Annotated in this window: 19 protein-coding genes; 7 read left to right on the top strand and 12 right to left on the bottom strand. The window is 63.4% G+C overall.

The window, feature by feature from the left end:
* Window positions 1–90 precede the first annotated feature (90 nt).
* The 5 genes from pcaQ to UB48_RS07720 all read left to right on the top strand — a co-directional run bounded on the left by pcaQ (window position 91) and on the right by UB48_RS07720 (window position 3,498).
* Entirely contained in the window at window positions 91–1,023 is a 933-nt protein-coding gene (gene pcaQ, locus UB48_RS07740; protein ID WP_045195485.1) for a pca operon transcription factor PcaQ, read from the top strand.
* Between the two features lie 220 nt (window positions 1,024–1,243).
* Window positions 1,244–1,972, top strand: a complete 729-nt coding sequence (locus UB48_RS07735; protein WP_045195483.1) for an FKBP-type peptidyl-prolyl cis-trans isomerase — start codon at window positions 1,244–1,246, stop codon at window positions 1,970–1,972.
* Between the two features lie 280 nt (window positions 1,973–2,252).
* Entirely contained in the window at window positions 2,253–2,693 is a 441-nt protein-coding gene (locus tag UB48_RS07730; protein WP_045195481.1) for a YkvA family protein, read from the top strand.
* Window positions 2,694–2,791: 98 nt separating this feature from the next.
* On the top strand, window positions 2,792–3,130 hold the full coding sequence (locus UB48_RS07725) for a helix-turn-helix transcriptional regulator (protein ID WP_045195479.1): 339 nt from the start codon (window positions 2,792–2,794) through the stop codon (window positions 3,128–3,130).
* A complete protein-coding gene (locus UB48_RS07720) occupies window positions 3,127–3,498 on the top strand; it encodes a hypothetical protein (RefSeq protein WP_010224211.1) in 372 nt (123 codons plus the stop codon). The genes UB48_RS07725 and UB48_RS07720 overlap by 4 nt, the downstream gene beginning before the upstream one ends.
* Here the strand turns inward: UB48_RS07720 and UB48_RS07715 are convergent.
* Entirely contained in the window at window positions 3,474–5,252 is a 1,779-nt protein-coding gene (locus UB48_RS07715; RefSeq protein WP_045195476.1) for a bifunctional diguanylate cyclase/phosphodiesterase, read from the bottom strand. The two genes, UB48_RS07720 and UB48_RS07715, sit on opposite strands and share 25 nt — an antisense overlap.
* 122 nt (window positions 5,253–5,374) lie before the next feature.
* Window positions 5,375–7,462 (bottom strand): carboxy terminal-processing peptidase, encoded by a 2,088-nt coding sequence (locus tag UB48_RS07710; RefSeq protein WP_177329144.1) that lies wholly within the window; start codon window positions 7,460–7,462, stop codon window positions 5,375–5,377.
* 140 nt (window positions 7,463–7,602) lie between these two features.
* On the opposite strand from UB48_RS07710, the gene UB48_RS07705 reads away from it, so the two are divergent.
* Window positions 7,603–8,565, top strand: a complete 963-nt coding sequence (locus UB48_RS07705) for a zinc-binding dehydrogenase (protein WP_045195473.1) — start codon at window positions 7,603–7,605, stop codon at window positions 8,563–8,565.
* An 80-nt stretch (window positions 8,566–8,645) separates the two neighbouring features.
* Here UB48_RS07705 and UB48_RS07700 read toward each other — a convergent pair whose 3' ends face one another.
* From UB48_RS07700 to UB48_RS07675, 6 genes are all read right to left on the bottom strand, one after another.
* Entirely contained in the window at window positions 8,646–9,299 is a 654-nt protein-coding gene (locus UB48_RS07700; protein WP_045195471.1) for an HAD family phosphatase, read from the bottom strand.
* Between the two features lie 25 nt (window positions 9,300–9,324).
* Window positions 9,325–10,314, bottom strand: coding sequence for an ABC transporter ATP-binding protein (locus UB48_RS07695; RefSeq protein WP_045195469.1), 990 nt, complete (start codon window positions 10,312–10,314; stop codon window positions 9,325–9,327).
* A 1-nt stretch (window position 10,315) separates the two neighbouring features.
* The gene (locus UB48_RS07690; protein WP_045195466.1) at window positions 10,316–11,113 is read right to left on the bottom strand and encodes an ABC transporter permease; all 798 of its coding nucleotides are present in this window, start codon (window positions 11,111–11,113) and stop codon (window positions 10,316–10,318) included.
* A complete protein-coding gene (locus UB48_RS07685; protein WP_176794327.1) occupies window positions 11,100–11,933 on the bottom strand; it encodes an ABC transporter permease subunit in 834 nt (277 codons plus the stop codon). Before UB48_RS07685 ends, UB48_RS07690 begins: the two co-directional genes overlap by 14 nt.
* 5 nt (window positions 11,934–11,938) lie before the next feature.
* Window positions 11,939–12,745, bottom strand: a complete 807-nt coding sequence (locus UB48_RS07680) for an alkaline phosphatase family protein (RefSeq protein WP_045195462.1) — start codon at window positions 12,743–12,745, stop codon at window positions 11,939–11,941.
* 97 nt (window positions 12,746–12,842) lie between these two features.
* A complete protein-coding gene (locus UB48_RS07675) occupies window positions 12,843–13,907 on the bottom strand; it encodes an ABC transporter substrate-binding protein (RefSeq protein ID WP_045195460.1) in 1,065 nt (354 codons plus the stop codon).
* A 290-nt stretch (window positions 13,908–14,197) separates the two neighbouring features.
* Between UB48_RS07675 and phnR the strand changes: the two genes are divergently transcribed.
* Window positions 14,198–14,911: a phosphonate utilization transcriptional regulator PhnR gene (gene phnR, locus UB48_RS07670; protein ID WP_045195459.1), complete on the top strand. Its 714-nt coding sequence runs from the start codon at window positions 14,198–14,200 to the stop codon at window positions 14,909–14,911.
* Here the strand turns inward: phnR and UB48_RS07665 are convergent.
* The 4 genes from UB48_RS07665 to UB48_RS07655 form a co-directional block, all read right to left on the bottom strand.
* On the bottom strand, window positions 14,908–17,067 hold the full coding sequence (locus UB48_RS07665) for a mechanosensitive ion channel family protein (RefSeq protein WP_045195458.1): 2,160 nt from the start codon (window positions 17,065–17,067) through the stop codon (window positions 14,908–14,910). The genes phnR and UB48_RS07665 overlap by 4 nt on opposite strands.
* 48 nt (window positions 17,068–17,115) lie before the next feature.
* Window positions 17,116–17,280, bottom strand: coding sequence for a hypothetical protein (locus UB48_RS27960; RefSeq protein ID WP_176794228.1), 165 nt, complete (start codon window positions 17,278–17,280; stop codon window positions 17,116–17,118).
* Window positions 17,281–17,439: 159 nt separating this feature from the next.
* A complete protein-coding gene (locus UB48_RS07660) occupies window positions 17,440–18,729 on the bottom strand; it encodes a M18 family aminopeptidase (protein WP_045195457.1) in 1,290 nt (429 codons plus the stop codon).
* Between the two features lie 121 nt (window positions 18,730–18,850).
* Window positions 18,851–19,486 (bottom strand): RluA family pseudouridine synthase, encoded by a 636-nt coding sequence (locus tag UB48_RS07655; RefSeq protein ID WP_045195455.1) that lies wholly within the window; start codon window positions 19,484–19,486, stop codon window positions 18,851–18,853.
* Window positions 19,487–19,593 lie beyond the last annotated feature (107 nt).

Below are 19,593 nucleotides of genomic sequence, written 5' to 3'. Positions count from 1 at the left end.
TGGGGTATGCAGTACCTGCGGGAGCCGGCCTTGCCGGCGATCGAGCGCGAAGCGGTCGCAGTCCGGGCCGAGCCCCGATAAACTCCCCGGATGAACCTCGACACCCGGATCAAATTCCGCCACCTGCTGTGCTTTCTCGAAATCGCCCGCCAGGGCAGTTTCGCCAAGGCCGCCGATGCCATGGCGATCAGTCAGCCAGCGATCTCCAAGACCCTCAAGGAGCTTGAAGCGCTGCTTGAAACGCGGCTGTTCGAGCGCAGCAAGCAGGGCGCCGAGCTGACCCCGGCCGGGGTGCGTTTCATGCGCTACGCCGGCCCCAGCGTGCAGGCCTTGCGCGAAGGTGTGAGCACCTTGCGCGGTGAAGAGCATGCGCCGCCGCAGGTGCGGGTCGGCGTGCTGTCGACCGTCGAAAGCCTGCTGATGCCCGAAGTGCTGTGCCGTCTGCACCAGCGCCATGAGGCGCTGGTGGTCAGCGTCGCCACCGGCCCCAGCGCGCACCTGCTGGGGCAGTTGCACGTCGGTGAGCTGGACCTGGTGATCGGGCGCATGACCGACAGCCCGCAGATCCAGGGGCTGATGTTCGAGCACCTGTACAGCGAGTCGATGTCGCTGGTGGTGCGCCCTGGCCATCCTTTGCTTGGCCGCCAGCCGCTCGAGCGCAGCCAGGTCGGGCGCTACCCGCTGGTGTTGCCGCTGGCCGGCACGACCATCCGCAAGCACGCCGACAGCCTGTTCGTGCAGTGCGCCATCGAGCAACCCGCGCAGCGCCTGGAAACCCTGTCGCCGGCCCTCAGCCGTCGTTATGTACAGGGCAGCGATGCGGTCTGGGTGGCGCCACGCGATGCGGTGCGCGTTGACCTCAGCCGTGGTGAATTGTGCGAGCTGGACCTGGGCGTCAGCGAACCGGGCGGCTCGGTCGGCATCTGCAGCAATGCCGCCTTGCCGCTGGCCTTGCCGGCACAGTGGCTGTGCGAAGTTTTGCGCGAAGTGGCGGCGCAGTACCGCGACGGCGGTTATCCCTGAGCATCGATACAAACTGCTACAAAACCTCATCGGCGGATTTGCCCAACCGCCCGGTCCCGTCAATACTGGCCACTGGCTGCAGCCGAGGATGAAGAAGGTTTAATCTGGCTGAACTTATCCGGGTTTTCTTGCTCTCATGCCGGTAGCCATTGGTCGTGGCCGCCTGATAAGCTCGCGGCTTTACTCGATTGCCCTATTGGCGCATGAACAAGGAAATAGCATGAAACAGCATCGGTTGGCGGCTGCGGTTGCCCTGGTTAGCCTGGTACTGGCGGGTTGCGATTCGCAGACCAGCGTCGAGCTGAAGACTCCGGCACAGAAAGCCTCCTACGGTATTGGCCTGAACATGGGCAAAAGCCTGGCTCAGGAAGGCATGGACGACCTTGATTCGAAAGCTGTTGCTCAAGGTATCGAAGACGCCGTTGGCAAGAAAGAACAGAAGATCAAGGACGAAGAGCTGGTTGAAGCCTTCTCGGCCTTGCAGAAGCGCGCTGAAGAGCGCCTGGTGAAAATGAGCGAAGAGTCGGCTGCCGCCGGCAAGAAATTCCTCGAAGAAAACGGCAAGAAGGCTGGCGTGGTCACCACCGCTTCGGGCCTGCAGTACGAAGTCATCAAGAAGGCCGACGGCGCCCAGCCAAAGCCGACTGACGTGGTTACCGTCCACTACGAAGGCAAGCTGATCGACGGCAAGGTCTTCGACAGCTCCGTCGAGCGTGGCAGCCCGATCGACCTGCCGGTCAGCGGCGTGATCCCGGGTTGGGTCGAAGGCCTGCAACTGATGCACGTCGGCGAGAAGTACAAGCTGTACATCCCGTCCGACCTTGCTTACGGCGCGCAGAGCCCGAGCCCGACCATTCCGGCCAACTCGGTGCTGGTGTTCGATCTGGAACTGATCGCCATCAAGGACCCGGCCAAGGCTGAAGAGCCTGCCGATCCAGCTGCCGAGTAAGGCCAGCTGATACCTGCAACGCCCCGTCTCGACGGGGCGTTGTCGTTTCTGGGTTTTACCGAACCCATAGGGTCATGCACGGTCTTAGTCACTGCAGCTGTTGATGAATCAGGGCGCAGCGGGCAAAACGTTTGCGCGATTGAAACAGGTGTGTAAAAAACGCCCGATTTAACCCGGACCCTTGCCGGGCGGGCGCCTTGAGCCTGAAAATGAGCTCTGTTCACAAGGTTATCCACAATTATTGTGGATAACCTTCCTTGGCACTGGCCCTGGAGGCCGTATGAAAGCACCGTGGAATTTCGCCCGATTTCTGCCCCTGGCCGAGCGCCTGCTCAGCCGCGGGCGTTTGCCGGCGTTGATTTTTGCCGTGGCGCGCAAAGGTCCGCGGCTGGGCAAACTGCGCGAGGACGTGCGCCTGATGCAGGCGCTGTGCCTGGCCTGGTGGCGCGGCGAGTACCGGGCAATCAGCCCCAAGGCACTGATCACCGTAGTGGCGGGGCTGCTGTATTTTGTCAGCCCGCTGGATGCGATCCCCGACTGGTTGCTGGGCGTCGGCATGCTTGACGACATCGCCGTGCTGGCCTGGGTGATGAAGGCGGTGTCTGATGAACTGGCCGCGTTCAGCGCCTGGCGCAACCGCCAGGCACCGGAAAAACTGCGGGTGGTCGAACGCCTGCCCGACACCCCCGAAGCCCTGCGCCTGGAACAGGAAAAAAGCTGATCACATCACGACCCTGCACACCCTTGTTGGCTGGTAATATAATTGGCATAAGGATTATGCCTACCGATTACATATCGTAATCCTACAAGGGGGTTGTAATGGGTATTCAGGTCATCAGCCGGGACGGTCAACCCGAGTACGCGGTTGTTCCCTGGGAGCAGTACCAGGCACTGCTTAAAGCTGCCGGGCAAGGCGAGCCACTTGCCGGCGCAAACACAGCTTCAAGCGCCACCGACAGCGCCAGCTTGCCGAATTTCAGCGAGCTGGCGCGTTTGCGTGAGGGCAAGGGCCTGGCGCCGGAGCAACTGGCGCGCAGCGTCGGTATCAGCCCGGTGTACCTGGCGCTGATCGAAAGCGGTGAACGCCAGCCGGATGCCGCGATTCGCCGCAGCCTGGCCTGGGAGCTGGGTGTGGCTGGCTGGAGCGAGCCGTCGTGAGCGTGCGCATCAGCCGCCAGCACTGGGAAGGCCTGCTCGGCGAGCTGGATGTCGCCCGCCGCCAGCGCCACCTGCTGACCTACCGGGCCTTGCTCGAGCGTCTGCAATTGCCCAGCCCGGCCATGCAAACGCTGACCGCGGCGCTGGAGCACCTGGCTGCGCTCGACGCCCGCGCCGAGCAGCCGCTGCGCAGCTCGCTGGTGATCAGCCAGGGCGCCAGCCGCTTGCCGCGCACCGGGTTCTTCGAATGCGTCGAGCGCCTGGGGCGCTTTTCCGGCCCGTCCGATGGCATGGCCGCAGCCTCCTGGCACGCCTCGGAAGTGGTGCGGGTGTTCGAGTACAGCTACCCCGAACACGAAGAAGCCTGAGCGCCAGGGGCGGTATCGATCAGGTACAGGCTGTGCCCAGGCACATCCTTGGCCTGGTGCTTGGCCTGTGAGGCCAACTCCGCCAGTTGCCCGGCATCGAGCCCGGCACAGGCTTGCGGGTGCAACTGCACCACGCCGATCGACAACGACAGCAGGGCAAATTCCTGGCGCCGGCCCTGGCGGTCGGTGGCGATGAAGCACCCGGCCTGCAGATGCTCGGCCCGGTAGAAGCGCCGGCACTGTTTGTGAAAGTCCTCCAGCAACAACTGCAAGCGTTGTTGCCAATCATCTGAGCCGAGCACCAGCATGAAATCGTCGCCGCCGATATGGCCGACGAAATCGCGGCTGGGGTCGACCCGTTCGCCCAGGCACTGGGCCAGGCACAGCAATACCTCATCGCCACGGGCATACCCGTAGATATCGTTGAACGGCTTGAAGCTGTCGATATCGACGTAACAGATCGCCGCTGCGCGTTGCTGTTGCAGCAGGCGGGTCAGGCATTGCTGGATCGGTACGTTGCCCGGCAGCAGGGTCAGCGGGTTGGCATAGCGGGCCTGTTGGATCTTCTGCTCGGTGATCAGCTTGAGCACGTCGATCACCCGCCCCAGGCCCAGGTAGCGGCCGTTGTGGGTGATGATGAAATCTTCCTCGATGCGCTGGCGGGCGCGGCTGGTGAGCAGGCGGCTGACCTGTTGCAGCGATTGGCCCAGATCCACGGCGAGAAAGTCATCGCTCATCAAGCGGCTGATCGGCTTGCGCGCGAACAGGTCGGTGGCAAACGGCTTGAGCAGCGCGTCGGAGAGCGAATGGCGATGAACGATGCCGCACGGCTGCCCATGCGCGTCGAGTACCGCCAGGGAATTGAGGTTGGCCTGGCTGCGAAACAGTTCCAGCACCTGCGGGGTAGGCGCCTCGCGGTTCACCGCCGGTTGTTCGATCAGTAGCGCGGCGAGGTTGCCGCTGTCTTCATTGAGGCTCTGCAGCGCCTGTACCGGCTGCCCGAGCATGCTTTGCACATCGCGCGCCGCCTGTTCCTGCGGGCGGCCCAGCAGGTAGCCCTGGACCAGGTCGACGCCCATCTCGGTGAGCACCTTGAGCTCTTCGGCCAGCTCGATGCCTTCGGCAATCACCTGGGCCCGCGAGGCCCGGGCGATCTGCAGGATCGAGCCGACGAACTCGCGCTTGACCGCATCCAGGTGAATGCCGTCGATGAAGTGACGGTCGATCTTGACGTAGTCCGGGCGCAGCTCCGACCACAGGCGCAGGCTCGAATAACCGGCCCCCAGATCATCCAGGGCGATGGAAAAGCCCATGTCGCGGTAGTGGTGCAGGGCGTTGAACAGCAGCTGGAAATCGTCGGTGGGGGTCTGTTCGGTGAGTTCGATCACTACCCGGCTGGGCGGCACGCCCAGCTCGTGGAGCATCTTCAGGGTGCGCCCGGACTGGTACTGCGGTTCGAGCAGGGACTCGGGCGAGACGTTGAGGAACAGCTTGCCTTCAAGGTTCTGCTGGCTGAAGCGCCGGCAGGCGCTCTCGCGGCAGGCCACTTCCAGCTCGGTCAGGCGCCCGGCCTGGCGGGCCACGGCAAACAGGTTGATCGGCGAATGCAGCGGGCTGTTGGACGGGCCGCGGCTCAGCGCTTCGTAGCCGAGGATGCGCCGTTCGGAAAGGCAGACAATGGGTTGGAACAGGCTGTGCAAGCCGCTTTGAGCCAGGATGGTGCTCAACGCGCTGAGCTGTTCGTTGATGGTCATGGCAGGCCTACCTAGAAAAAAGGGACTGAGCACCCGCGGCGCTCAGTCCCTTATTTCACGACAGTCTGATGACTATTTGATGACGCAATGAAGCGTGGTCACATTATTTTGCCATCACCGGTTTACGGGTTGTTGCGCGCCACCTGCGAATTCAGCCCCAGGTAGTCCAGCAGGATCAACCCGGACTCCTTCAGGTAGGCGTCGTCTTCGGGCTTGGTATCGTCCGGCTCGACCGGCAGCGCGTCTTCGTCTTCCTTCTTCAGTTCCTTGAGCGGTTCTTCGCCCTTGGCCTTGCGTCGGGTGTTTTCCAGCGCCAGCTGTTTGCTTTCGATATCGGCGTGCTGGGCACGGCGTTCGGCCTCGTTGAGGCTGACGGTTTTCTCGTTCATCAGCTTCTGGGTCAGGGCCAGGCGGTCGCGGATGTAGACGAACTCCGGATCCTTGGCCGTACGGCTGTCGTGACGGGCCTTGAGCTGGGCCAGGAACGGCTTGAACGGGTCGACCGCAGGCTTGATCGCCGGGCGGATGGTGTCCCATGGCATGGCTTCGGGCAGGGCGCTTTCACCGATTTCCTTGGTGTCGATGATCGACGGGTAGTCGATGTCCGGCAGCACGCCCTGGTGCTGGGTGCTCTGCCCGGAAACCCGGTAGAACTTGGCCAGGGTCAGCTTCAGCTCGCCATGATTGAGCGGCTGGATGGTTTGCACCGTGCCTTTGCCGAAGGTCTGCCCGCCGAGGATCAGCGCGCGGTGATAGTCCTGCATGGCGCCGGCGAAAATCTCCGAAGCCGAGGCCGACAGGCGGTTGACCACCAGTGCCAGCGGGCCTTTGTAGAAGGCGCCGCTGTTTTCGTCTTCAAGCACGTCGACGCGGCCGTCGCTGTTGCGCACCAGCACCGTCGGGCCCTTGTCGATGAACAGGCTGGTCAGCTCGGTGGCTTCCTGCAGCGAGCCGCCGCCGTTGTTGCGCAGGTCGATGACCACGCCGTCGACTTTTTCCTTCTGCAGTTCGGTCAGCAGTTTTTTAACGTCGCGGGTGGTGCTCTTGTACTCCGGATCGCCGGCGCGGAAGGCCTTGAAGTCGAGGTAGAAGGCCGGAATCTCGATGATTCCGAGCTTGTAGTCACGGCCGTCCTGCTTGAGCTTGAGCACCGACTTTTTCGCCGCCTGCTCTTCGAGTTTCACCGCTTCACGGGTGATCGGCACGATCTTGGTGGTCTGGTCGTTAGGGGCGTTGCTGGCCGGGATGATTTCCAGGCGCACCACCGAACCTTTCGGCCCGCGGATCAGCTTGACCACTTCGTCCAGGCGCCAGCCGATCACGTCGACCATTTCCTTGTTGCCCTGGGCCACGCCGATGATCTTGTCGGCCGGAGCTACCAATTTGGTTTTGGCCGCAGGGCCGGCCGGCACCAGGCGCACGATCTTGACCTGGTCGTTGTCGCTTTGCAGTACGGCGCCGATACCTTCGAGCGACAGGCTCATGTTGATATCGAAGTTTTCTGCGTTGTCGGGCGACAGGTAGTTGGTGTGCGGGTCGTAGGACTGGGCGAAGGTGTTGATATAGGCCTGGAAGATGTCTTCGGCGCGGGTCTGGTCCAGGCGCGTGAGCTGGTTCTTGTAGCGCTTGGTCAGCAGTTCCTGGATTGCCTTGGGTTCTTTGCCGGCGATCTTCAGGCGCAGCACTTCATCCTTGACGCGTTTGCGCCAGAGGTCGTCGAGCTCGGTCTGGTTCTTCATCCACGGGGCGTCCTTGCGATCGATCAGCAAGGTCTCATGGGTGGTGAAGTCGAAGTTGTCGACGCCCTTGCTCAGCTCGGCGAGGGCGAAGTCCAGGCGCGATTTGACCCGGTCCAGGTAGCGCTTGTAGATGGTGAAGCCGGGGTCGAGATTGCCGCTTTTGAGGAAATCGTCGAACTGGGTCTTCCACTTGTCGAACTCGGCGATGTCGCTGGCAGTGAAGTAGCTGCGCGCAGGATCAAGGAGTTTGAGGTAGCTGTCGTAGATGATCACCGAGCGCGCATCGTTGAGCGGCGGCTTGCTGTAGTGGTGGCGCTTGAGCAGCTCGACCACGTTCAGGCTGGCGACCACTTCATCGCGGTCGGGCTGGAGCTTATCCCAGCTGTTGGCGGCCCATGCACTGCCCGCCAATGGCAGACTGCCCAGACCGATCAACAGGGCGAGGGTGGTGCTTGGCAGAAAATGCTTCATGCTGATTCGACGTAGGGACAATTGATCACGCATATTAGGCCGTCTTTGAATTCGCCGGTTCCATGAAAACCGGACGCATAATGCAAAAAGCCCGGGGCTACAGCTCCCGGGCTCAGTCATGACTCAACTATGGAGGCACTGTGAAGGCATTGCAAGGCGTTGACGGACATGTGGAGTGGGTTGCGACGACAAGTCCAACTTGCGATATCGGTCAAGTACGAATTCGCGTGGCCGCCGCCGGCCTCAATCGCGCCGACCTGCTCCAGCGTGCCGGGCTCTACCCGCCACCACCGGGGGCCAGCGAATTTCTCGGCCTGGAGTGCTCGGGGGTGATCAGCGAAGTGGGCGCCGGTTCTTCCTGGCAGGTCGGCGATCGGGTCTGTGCCTTGCTCGCCGGTGGCGGCATGGCCGAGGAAGTGGTGGTCGATGGCCGCCACGTACTGCCGGTGCCCGAGGGCTTGAGCCTGCAGGAAGCGGCGGCAATCCCCGAGGTGTATGCCACGGCCTGGCTCAATGTGTTCCAGCTGGCCGCGCTCAAGCCCGGTGAGAAAGTCTTGCTGCATGCCGGGGCCAGCGGTGTCGGCTCGGCGGCGATCCAGCTGTGCAAGGCCTTTGGCAGCCCGTGCTGGGTCAGCGTCGGCTCGGCCGAGCGGCTGGCCTACTGCGAAGGCCTGGGGGCCAGCGGCGGCGTGGTTCGCGGTGAAGACCTCGAGGCGCTGAATGACTTTGCCCCGTTCAACGTGATTCTCGACCCGGTCGGCGCCAACTATGCCGAGCTCAACCTCAAGCTGCTGGCCCGTGACGGGCGCTGGGTGATCATCGGCTTGATGGGCGGGCGCAAAGCCGAGCTGGACCTGGCGCAACTGCTGGGCAAGCGCATACAGGTCCTGGGTTCGACCTTGCGCACCCGCGATGACCAGTTCAAGGCAGACATGCTCAGCGACCTCGGCCAGCAAGTGTGGCCGCTGTTCAGCGAAGGCCGGCTCAAGCCGCAACTGGCCAGGGCCTTCTCGATCAAGGATGCCGAGGCGGCGTTTGCCGAGCTTGCCGGCAATCAGGTGTCGGGCAAGCTGGTGCTGGTGATCGACGAGAGTCTGGTGTAGTCCGCCAATCGCTGGCAAGCCAGCTCCCACAGGTCAGGTGTATGCAGTACCTGTGGGAGCTGGCTTGCCAGCGATGCTTTTCATTTCCAGGTATGAATCGGCCACCTGTTCTTCTCGGCCTGCTCGCGCAACACCGGATCCGGATTGACCACATGCGGGAAATCCACCTTCAGCAGCAACGGCAAATCGTTGCGTGAATCCGAGTAGAAACTCGCGCCTTCAAGGTTCTCTTCTTCCTGGTCGAGCCATTCCAGCAAGCGGGTGATCTTGCCTTCGCGGTAGGTCAGCACACCGACGGTGTTGCCGGTATAGACACCATGAGCAACCTCAAGCTCGATGCCAAGAACTTCATCGATACCCAGGCGCTCGGCAATCGGCTTGACCAGGTGGGTGCCGGAAGCCGAAATCACCAGGATCCGGTCGCCGGCCTTGCGGTGGGCGGCGATGGTCTTGGTGGCGTCGCTGAAGATGATCGGTTCGATGAAATCTTCCACCCAGGGCGCTACAAGGTGCTCGACTTCTTCCGGGGTGCGGCCGATCAAAGGTTCCAGGCTGAAGGCCATGTAGTCTTCCATGCGCAGCTTGCCATGGCTGTAGGCGTCCATCAGTTCGTTGTTGGTGCGCATGAAAGACGCTGGATCGACCCAGCCCAGACGGCCCATCTGCTCGCTCCAGAGCGTGGCGCAGTCACCGTGGATCAGGGTTTCGTCCAGATCGAAAATCGCGAGTGCCATATTCAGAAAAACTCCTGTGCAACCCTCAGGCGACTTCGCAGAGGGCGGTGGGATCGATCGACAAGGATACCCGTTGGCCGTCCGGGTGCAGGTCGGCGGACGAGCGGTTGAGCACATCAACCAGCAATTCTACCCCGCGCGCTTCAACCCGGTAGCGGATCACGTTGCCCAGCAGGCTGTGGCTGCGTACCAGCCCCTCCAGCTCGCCGTTCAGGCTCAGGGCGATGGCTTCCGGGCGAATTGCCAGGCGGCTGTTCACCGGGCGCTGCAGCAGGCGGCTGGCGCTGTCGGCGTCGAGCAGGTTGTAGTTGCCGATAAAGCCTGCGGCGAACACGTCCACCGGCGCGGTATAGAGGGTTTCGGCATCGCCGCTCTGGACGATGCGGCCCTGGTTCATGAGGAAGATGCGATCGGACATGGTCAGCGCTTCTTCCTGGTCGTGGGTGACGAAGATGGTGGTCAGGCCCAGCTCGCGCTGGATCGCGCGGATCTGCTCGCGCAGGTGCTTGCGAATCCGCGCATCCAGCGCCGACAGCGGCTCGTCGAGCAGCAGCAGGCGCGGGCGGGTGACCAGCGAGCGGGCCAGGGCCACGCGCTGGCACTGGCCGCCGGACAACTGGTGCGGGTAGCGCCGGGCAAAGTCCTGCAGCTCGACCAGTTGCAGCACTTCGCGGACCCGCGCCTGGCTGTCGTCGCTGTTGACCTTCTGCATGCGCAGGCCGAAGGCGACGTTCTGTTCGACGGTCATGTTGGGGAACAGCGCATAGCTCTGGAACACCATGCCGATCCCGCGTTTTTGCGGGCTCAGCGGCACCAGGTCGGTGCCATCGAGCAAGATGCGCCCGCTGTCCACCGCGGTCAGCCCGGCGATGCAGCGCAGCAGGGTGGACTTGCCGCAGCCGGACGGGCCGAGCAGGGTAACGAATTCGCCGCGTTCGATCTGGCAGTTGATGTCGTTGAACACCGGGCTGCCGGCATAGCTTTTTTGCAGGTTCTGTACGCTGACAAAGCTCATATCAGGACTTGTCCTTGTTCAGGCGGTTGGCTGCCCAGGTCAGCGCCAGCACGAAGAGGAAATAGGAAACCACCAGGGCACTGTTGAAGTGGCCACTGCTGTTACGCATGTTGTTGAGGTACACCTGCAGGGTCTCGTAGCGAGTGCCGACCAGCAGGTTGGCGAACACGAACTCGCCGAACAGGAACGAGAACGACAGCAGCAAGGCCACCATCAGGCCCTTGCGCAGGTTTGGCAGCACCACCAGGAACGCCGCCTGGAAGGTGCTGGCGCCAAGCAACTGGGCGGCGTCCATCAGGTCGCGCAGGTTGATCGCCTGCAGGTTGTTGGTGATTGCCCGGTACATGAACGGCAGGGCCACGGTGAAGTAGCAACCGATGAGGATCCACGGCGTGCCGACCATGGCCATCGGCCCCGAGCCGTAGAGCTGCAACAGGCCCACCGACGACACCACCGGCGGCACCGCGAAGGGCAGCAGGATGAGGATGTTCATCAGCGCATCGAGGCGCGGGAAGTGGTAATGCACCACGAACAGCAGCGGCAATATCAACAGCACCGACAACAGCAGGGCGCCGATACACACCAGCAGCGACTGGCCGAAGGCGGCGAGAAAGCGCGGGTCGCTCCATAGCGCCAGGTACCACTTGAAGGTCAGGCCGCTGGGCAGCAGGCTCGCCGACCAGCTGGTGGCCAGCGAGTAGAGCAGGGTGCCGGCCAGCGGCAGCAAGAGGATGATGAACAGCAGGTAGACCACCAGGCGGTGGTACAGCGACGAGGTGCCCGGTTCAGCGCGCGACATGGTAGCTCCGCTTCAATAGCCATTGATGGACGAAGGTCACCAGGGTCATCAGCCCGACCAGGATGACCGCCAGGGCGCTGGCCAGGTTCGGGTCCAGCGAGATGTCGCCGGCCACCAGCGCGGCGATGCGGATCGGCAGCACGTTGAAGTTGCCGGTGGTCAGCGCATAGACCGTGGCATAGGCGCCCAGGGCGTTGGCCAGGAGGATCACGAAGGTGCCCAGCAGCGCCGGGGTCAGCACCGGCAGGCCGATGTGCCGCCAGTATTGCCAGGCGCCGGCGCCGAGCAGCTCGGCGGACTCGCGCCAGTCTTCGCGCAGGGCGTCGAAGGCCGGGTAGAGCAGCAGCACGCCGAGGGGGATCTGGAAATAGGTGTAGAGGATGATCAGCCCGGTCTTGGAGTAGAGGTTGAAGTCTTCGATGATCCCGGCCTGCTTCAGCAGCATGGTCAGCGCGCCGTTGAAGCCGAGCAGGATGATGAAGGCGAAGGCCAGCGGCACCCCGGAGAAGTTGCTGGTCATGTTGGCGAAGGCGTTGACGAAATCGCGCAGGCGCGAGTCGACCCGGCGCAACGAGTAGCTGCCGAGGATGGCGATGAGGATGCCGAACAGGCTCGACCAGAAGCTGATCTCCAGGCTGTGCTGGATTGCCTGGCGGTAGAACCTGGAACTGAATATCTTGCTGAAATTGTCCAGGCCCCAGCTAGATTCCACCTGCACGCTGTGGAGCATGACCCAGGCCAGCGGGGCGATCTGGAAGATAATGAAAAACACCGCGAAAGGCACCAGGCAGAGCAGGGCCAGCCATTTGCCGCGCTTGATCGAATTCACTTGAGCAGCTCCCGGCATACCGGTTTGTCGTGGGGCACGCCGAGCAACTCGCAAATGGTGCCACACAGTTCGGTCTGCAACGGCTTGGCCGCCGGGTCGAGGCTGAACGCCTGGCCAAAGACGAACAGCGGCACTTCGCGCTCTTCGGCCAGCAGGCCGTTGTGCGAGCGGTCGTTGTTCATGCCGTGGTCGGCGGTCACCAATACCTGATAGCCCTCTTCGAGCCAGGTGCGCAGGTAATCGGCCAGAAGGATATCGGCGCTGCGCGCGCTGTTGCGGTACTGGCTGCTGTCCAGGCCGTGGCGGTGGCCGGCGTCATCGATGTTCATCGGGTGCACCAGGAGAAAATTCGGTGCATGACGACGGCGCAGGTACTCGGCGTCGGCGAACAGGTGCGAATCGGGGTAGTGGTCGGCGTAATAGAACAGCCCGTGCTGGATCGGCAGCTTGGGGGCGTGGGTGTGGCGGTCGCGCAGCGGGTCGAAGGGCGAGCGGTTGTACAGCTCGCTCATCCAGTGATAGGCCGCCGCGGCCGTGCCCAGGCCGGCTTCGCGGGCGTAGTGGAACACGCTGCGCTGGTTGGACAGGCGGTTGACGTTGTTGTGGACGATGCCGCTGTCGATCGGCGCGACCCCGGTGAGGATGCATTCGTACAGCGGCCGTGACAACGACGGCAGCTCGCATTCGACCCGGTAAAGCGCTGCACGGTCGGCTTCGACATAGGCATGCAAATGGCCCATGGCGTGGTGCGCGACCTGATGGTTGAGGCCATCGAGCAGGACCAGAATGACGTTGTGGCTCATAGGAACTCCGCAATTGTGCTGACCTCATCGCTGGCAAGCCAGCACCCACTTGCCAGCGATTGGGGGCAGCAGGTATTGCCTGACACCCCCTGAAGGTTCACTCCATCTCGATGATCACTTGCTCCTGCCACTTCTGCGGCAGGGCCTTGGAGGTCGCTTCCCAGGCTTCGGCATTCTTGATCGGCTGCGCGGCGCTGTACTGCTCGTTGGGCAGCAGTTTGGCCTGTACCTCAGCCGGCAGTTTCAGGTGCTCGGCACGGATCGGCCGGGCATGCCCCTTGGCCAGGTTGATCTGCCCGGCATCGCTGAAGATGTACTCGCGGGTCAGCTTGGCGGCGTTGGGGTTTTTTGCGTACTTGTTGATGATGGTGGTGTAACCGGACATCACCGAACCGTCAGACGGGATCAGCACCTCGAAGCGTTTCGGGTCGATCTGCTGGCGGTAGCTCAGGCCGTTGAAGTCCCAGACCACGCCGACTTCGATCTCGCCCTTTTCCAGGGTCTGGATGGTCGGGTTGGCCAGCGACAGGCGTTTTTGCTGGGCCAGCTTGGTGAACAGTTGCAGGCCCGGTTCGATGTTCGTCTCGTCGCCCTTGTAGGCGATGGCGGCTGCCAGTACGCCGTTGGCAGCCTGGGCGGCGGTGCCGACGTCACCGATGGCGACCTTGTACTTGCCCTTTTCCAGGTCATGCCAGGTTTTCGGTATGTCTGCCTCCTTCACCAGTTGCTTGTTGATGATGAAGGCAATGGTGCCGGTATAGGCCAGGGCCCAGTGGCCGTCTTTGTCCTTGGCCCAGTCCGGGACCTGCTCCCAGGTGCTTGGCTTGTACGGCTGGGTCACGCCCTTGGCCACCGCGATCGGGCCGAAGGCGGCGCCGACGTCACCGATGTCGGCGCTGGCGTTGTCTTTTTCGGCGTCGAACTTGGCCACTTCCTGGGCCGAGCTCATGTCGGTGTCCATGTGCTTGAGGCCGTATTTTGTCGCCAGGTCGTCCCAGGTGCCTTTCCAGTTGGCCCAGGCATCGGGCATGCCCACGCTGTTGACTACGCCTTCCTTGCGGGCGGCGTCCTCGAGGGCCTTGAGGTCAGTGTCGGCGGCCATGGCCGCTGTGCACATCGCGATACTCGAGCCTAACAGTGACGCCAGAAAAAGCTTTTTCATCCGAAGCTCCTTGATGGGTGCCGTACAACACGCAATAGGTGTTGTTGGACGTTGTTGCGGTTCGGTTGGTCTAGGTCAGCAATACCTGAGCCAAGGTAGGCCTGTTGCATGACAATTTGATGTCCAGGCATTGCCCCGGCCGGGCTTTTGCCCCTGGAAATCAAGCGTAGACCACCCTCACTGTCATCTGGCATTCATCTGCAGTGCCTAGGCTTGCACTATTCTCATAGCCCTACGGCGCCAGATTGGGGCGCTACCGGGGCTGGACTAGTCCAGATAGGTAACCTTTGATGCAGCCACTGCCACCGCGAGCAGTAACAGCCATCTGTCATGCCCTGCAGGAGCAGATTGAGCATGGCCTCCTGTCGCCCGGCTGCAAGCTGCCGGCCGAGCGCAAGCTCAGCGAGGTGTTCGACACCACGCGCATCACCCTGCGTGAGGCGCTGGTGCAACTGGAGGCGCGGGGATTGATTTACCGCGAGGAACGCCGCGGCTGGTTCGTCGCGCCCGAGCGCCTGACCTACGATTTGATCGAGCGCAGCCACTTTCATGCCATGGTCCGCGAGCAGGGCCGCGAGGCGCGTACCGAGTTGTTGTCGGCGCGCCTGCAGCCAGCAGCGGCAGCGGTGTGCGCGCGGCTGCAACTGGCGCCGCTGTCGAGCGTGATCCAGATCTGCCGGTTACGCCGGATCGATGGCCGGGCGGTGCTGTATGCCGAGCACTACCTGAACCCCGAGTACTTCCCGGGCATTCTTGAGCACGACCTGAGCCGCTCGCTGACCGAGTTGTATGCCGGCCACTACGGCATCGAGTACGGACGGGTGCGCTTCGAGATCCTGCCGACCGCCTTGCCGGTGGCGGCGGCCATGGCGCTCAAGGTCTCGGCCGGTAGCCCCGGCCTGCACATTACCCGGGTCAACAGCGACCAGCACGGGCGGCTGATCGACTGTGACCTTGAGTATTGGCGCCATGACGCAATCCGCATCAAGGCCCAAGCCGGTTAGGACTTGGCCGCGCTTTCGCTGAACGGTGTGCTGGCGTCGGTGGTGATCACCTGCACGCTCAGGCGCGGGGTGGCCAGGTCCAGGCCGGATTCGTCGAGCTGGCGTTTGAGCGCCAGGTTGAAGGCCCGCGACACTTCCCACTGCTTGATCGGCGCGGTCTTGAAGCGCGCACGCAGGATCGCCGAGCCCGACTCGAAGCTCTCCACCCCTTGCAGCTCCAGCGGCGACCAGATGTTGCGGCGCATCAGCGGGTCGTTGCGCATCTTCTGCCCGACATCGCGGATCAGGGTGATTGCCTGGTCGATGTTCATGCTGTGCGGGATGGCCACGCGAAAGATCGCGTAGCCGAACTCGCGGGAGTAGTTCTTGATGCTCTTGATCTCGCTGAACGGGATGGTGTGGACGATGCCGTCGATATCGCGCAGGCGCACGGTACGGATGGTCAGGCCCTCGACCGTGCCCAGGTGGCCGCCGACATCGACGTAATCATCGATGGCCAGGGAGTCTTCGATGATGATGAACAGCCCGGTGATCAGGTCGGCGACCAGCGATTGCGCGCCAAAACCGATGGCCAGGCCGATGACACCGGCACCGGCCAGCAGCGGGGTGACGTTCATGCCCATGTTGGCCAGGGCGACGATCACCGCAATGATGAAGATCGTCACGAACAGCACGTTGCGGATCAGCGGCATCATGGTTTGCGCACGAGCGTTGGCCAGGCCTTTGCGCGAGCGGGTGAGGGCGTGGTGCACGGCGGTGTCGGCGAGAATCCACACCAGCCAGGCGGCGATCAGGGTGCCGGCCAGGCCGAACAGGCGCACCGCCACCTCATGGCCTTCGCCCTCGGTGAAGGTGATCAGCGAAAAGCCCCAGACGCGCAAGCCAAGTTCGATGAACACCAGCCAGATGCCCAGGTGCACCAGGGTGTAGCCAAAGCTGCGCAAGCGCTCCGAGTACACCGCCTGGCGGCGGTTGGCCCGTTGCGGCTTGAGCCCGTGGCGACGGACCAGGCCGTTGATGACCATGCACAAGATCAGCAGCACCGTGCACATCAGTGACTGGCGCAGGGCAGTGCTGGTGTCGCCGGCGGAAATGAACGTGGCAAACAGCGAAATCGCCACCAGCACCAGCGCCGGCAGGTACCAGAAAGTGCCAAGGATTTCGATGGTGTCGCTCAAGGCCCGGCGGGTCAGCCGTCGTGACAGCGGCTGGTTGCGGATCAGGTGGGCGATGGGCCGGCGAAAGCGCAGGATGAACAACCCGGTCGACAGCCCGGCGAGGATGTTGGCCAGGGTCGCCAGGGTGTGCGAGAGGTGATCGCCCAGGGCGCTGGCCATGCGCGGGTCGTTCATGGCCTCGCCGAAGGCGGCGAAGCTGCCAATCAGCCACAGCGGGCGGAACGCCTGGTGGCGCAGGATGTGCAGGGCGCGGTGGCGGTGCGGGCCGTCAAGCAGGGAGAAGGCGATGACGCAGATTGCCGAGAAGCAGGTACCGACCACCAGCGCGTAGGCCAGGACCATGGCCATCGACTTGCCCAGTGACGAGGGCAGGGCAAAGCTCAGGTACACGGTGATCACCAGCGCCACCAGCCAGGGCCCGAGCTTGCGCAGGGCGAAGCGCACCAGGTCCCAGGTGCGCGGGTGTTGCGGCAGTTCTTCGGTCAGGCCAAAGCGCAGCCGGACCTGGTGGCCGACCCAGTTCAGGGCGTAGGCCAGCAGGCTCCACAGGGCGATGATCGCGGCAAAGCCAAAGAGGATCGGTGGCCATTCGTGCCAGGGCACCAGGCGGGCGTCGAGCTCGATCTGCGCCAGCTCCAGCTCGCGGGTCCAGCGGTTGAACGGGCTGGCCTCACCGCTGAACTGTTTTTCCAGCTCGCCGAAGGTCGTGCCGATAAGGCCCAGTACGCCTTGTTCGGCGCTGGGTTGCGCCTGTTTGGTGCTGTCGCGCAGCTTTTTCAGGTCGGCCAGCAGCTTGGCCCGCTGCTGGTCGTTTTCTAGGCTCTTGATGACTTCGTCCAGTGACTGGCCCAGGGGTTCGCTAGCTTCGGGCTGGGCCTTGCTGCCGCCGCCGAGCAGGCCCGGCAGGCCGGCGGCGTGCGCGGGCGCAACGAAGAGCAAGGGCAGGAGCAGGAGAAAAACGCGGAAAAAGACAGGCACCGGACAATCAACCTCAAAACGATCAATCGCCCGAGTGTAGTGTATTTGTCAGTTGAGTTTCTCGAGGATCTTCCAGCACATGATGCCGATCATGCCCAGGGTGCCGACCCACATCATCAACACGCCGATATTGCGATCGCGCAGGTTGAAGCCTACGGTCAGCAGGATCAGGCCGGCGATGACCGGAAGGAACAGAGAGGCAAAGGCTGACATGCGGCAAGGTCCTTACTTGAGAGTTATGGCTCAAGCATAGCGGGATTCGCCGGCGAGGGGTTGATCGGGGTCAGGCTGGCGGGCCTCATCGCTGGCAAGCCAGCTCCCACAGGTTCGGCGTGTGGGAGCTGGCTTGCCAGCGATGCAGGCGCCGCTCAGTTACGGCAGGTCGCGACTGCGATAGAACGCCGTCAGCACCTTGACCAGGTGCGCCAGGTCCTGGCTGCCGCACAGCTCGCGGATCGAGTGCATGGCGAAGGTCGGCAGGCCGATGTCGACGGTGCGCACGCCCAGGTGGCTGGCGGTGATCGGGCCGATGGTCGAGCCGCAACCCATGTCGCTGCGCACCACGAAGCTTTGCACCGGTACTTCCTCGGCCATGCACAGGTGGCGGAAGAAGCCGGCGGTTTCGCTGTTGGTGGCGTAGCGCTGGTTGTTGTTGACCTTGATCACCGGGCCGGCATTGAGCTTGGGCCCGTGATTGCCGTCGTGCTTCTCGGCATAGTTGGGGTGCACGCCGTGGGCGTTGTCGGCCGAGACCAGCAGCGAGCGCTGGATCGCGCGGACGAAGTCGTCGCCGTCGGGCAGCAGGCGGCGCAGGGTCTGTTCGAGCATCGGCCCGTCGGCGCCACAGGCCGAGCAGGAACCCACCTCTTCGTGGTCGTTGCACACCAGCACGCAGGTTTCATCGCTGTCGGCGTTGAGCAGCGCCTGCAGGCCGGCATAGCACGACAGCAGGTTGTCCAGGCGTGCGCCGGCGATGAACTCGCCATGCAGGCCAATCAGGGCGGCGCTCTGGGTGTCGTAGAAGCTCAGTTCGTAGTCCAGCACCACATCGGCGTTCAGGCCGTGCTCGCGGGCCAGCTGGTCGGTAAGCAGGGCACGAAAATCGACGCGCTCGTCACCAGCCACCTGGGCCAGGATCGGCGGCAGCTCGGTCTGCGGGTTGATCGCCCAGCCTTCGTTGGCGGTGCGATTGAGGTGGATAGCCAGGTTCGGGATCACTGCGATCGGCAGCTTGAAATCGACCAGCTGGCTTTCGACCTTGCCGTCACGGCGGAAGGTTACCCGCCCGGCCAGCGACAGGTCACGGTCGAACCACGGCGCCAGCAGGGCGCCACCGTAGACTTCCACGCCCAGTTGCCAGAAGCCCTGGCGCTGCAGTTCGGGCTGCGGCTTGACCCGCAGGCACGGGCTGTCGGTGTGGGCGCCGACCAGGCGGATGCCGTCGAGCAGCGGCGAGTGACGGCCGAGCTTGAAGGCGATGATCGAGGAATCGTTGCGGGTCAGGTAGTAGCGACCGCCGGCCACGGTGGCCCAGCTGTCGCGCTCGTCCAGGCGCTGGTAACCGGCGGCATCGAGGCGCTGGGCCAGGGCGGCGGTGGCATGGAACGGCGTAGGGGAGGCCTTGAGGAAGTCGATCAGGCCTTGATTCAGTGCATCGCGCATAGGTCACTCCAGACAGCAGTGGCGGCATTTTAGCGGGTGAGCTGCAAGCTGCAAGCTGCAAGAGGCGGCGCAACTCAATGCAGGGTGACTGCTTGAAGCTTGAAGCTTGCCGCTGGCGCCGTCAAAACGGCGCCGGACACTCGAAGCGCAACCGCTCCCCGGACACCGGGTGGGTAAAGCTCAGCATGCTTGCATGCAGGCACAGCCGCTCATGGGCCGCCAGCGCCTCGGGGCAGGCATACAGGCGATCACCCAGCAACGGATGACCGATCGACAGCATGTGCACGCGCAACTGGTGCGAGCGCCCGGTGATCGGCGTCAGCTCGACCCGGCAATGATCGCCACAGCGCTCGACGATGCGCCAGAAGGTCAGGGCATGCTTGCCCTGCTCATGGTCGACCACGTGCCGTGGCTTGGTCGGCGGGTCGTAGCGCAGCGGCAGGTCGATGCTGCCGCTGTCGAGCTGCGGCTGGCCCCAGCACAGTGCGGTGTAGGCCTTCTCGGTTTCGCGGTCGTGGAACTGCCGGGACAGTTCGCGATGACTGTCGGCGTCGCGGGCCAGGAGGATGATCCCCGAGGTTTCCCAGTCCAGGCGGTGGACGATCAGGGCATCGGGGTAGCCGTTTTCCTGCAGGCGGGTGATCAGGCAATCCTTGTTGTCTTCGGCCCGGCCCGGCACGGACAGCAGCAGGGTCGGTTTGTTGACCACCAGGATGGCGTCATCTTCATGCAGGATGTGTACGTTGGACAGCGGCATTGCGTGTTCCAAAATAGCTGTGGGAGCGGGCTTGACCCGCGACGCGATATGACTGGCAGATCGCAATCGCGGGTCAAGCCCGCTCCCACAGGGTGCCCGAAAACGCT

The organism is Pseudomonas sp. 2(2015) (assembly GCF_000955865.1).
Lineage (GTDB): Bacteria > Pseudomonadota > Gammaproteobacteria > Pseudomonadales > Pseudomonadaceae > Aquipseudomonas.
The sequence above is the reverse complement of the archived record's forward strand: the minus strand, read 5'-3'. Positions and strand labels throughout refer to the sequence as shown.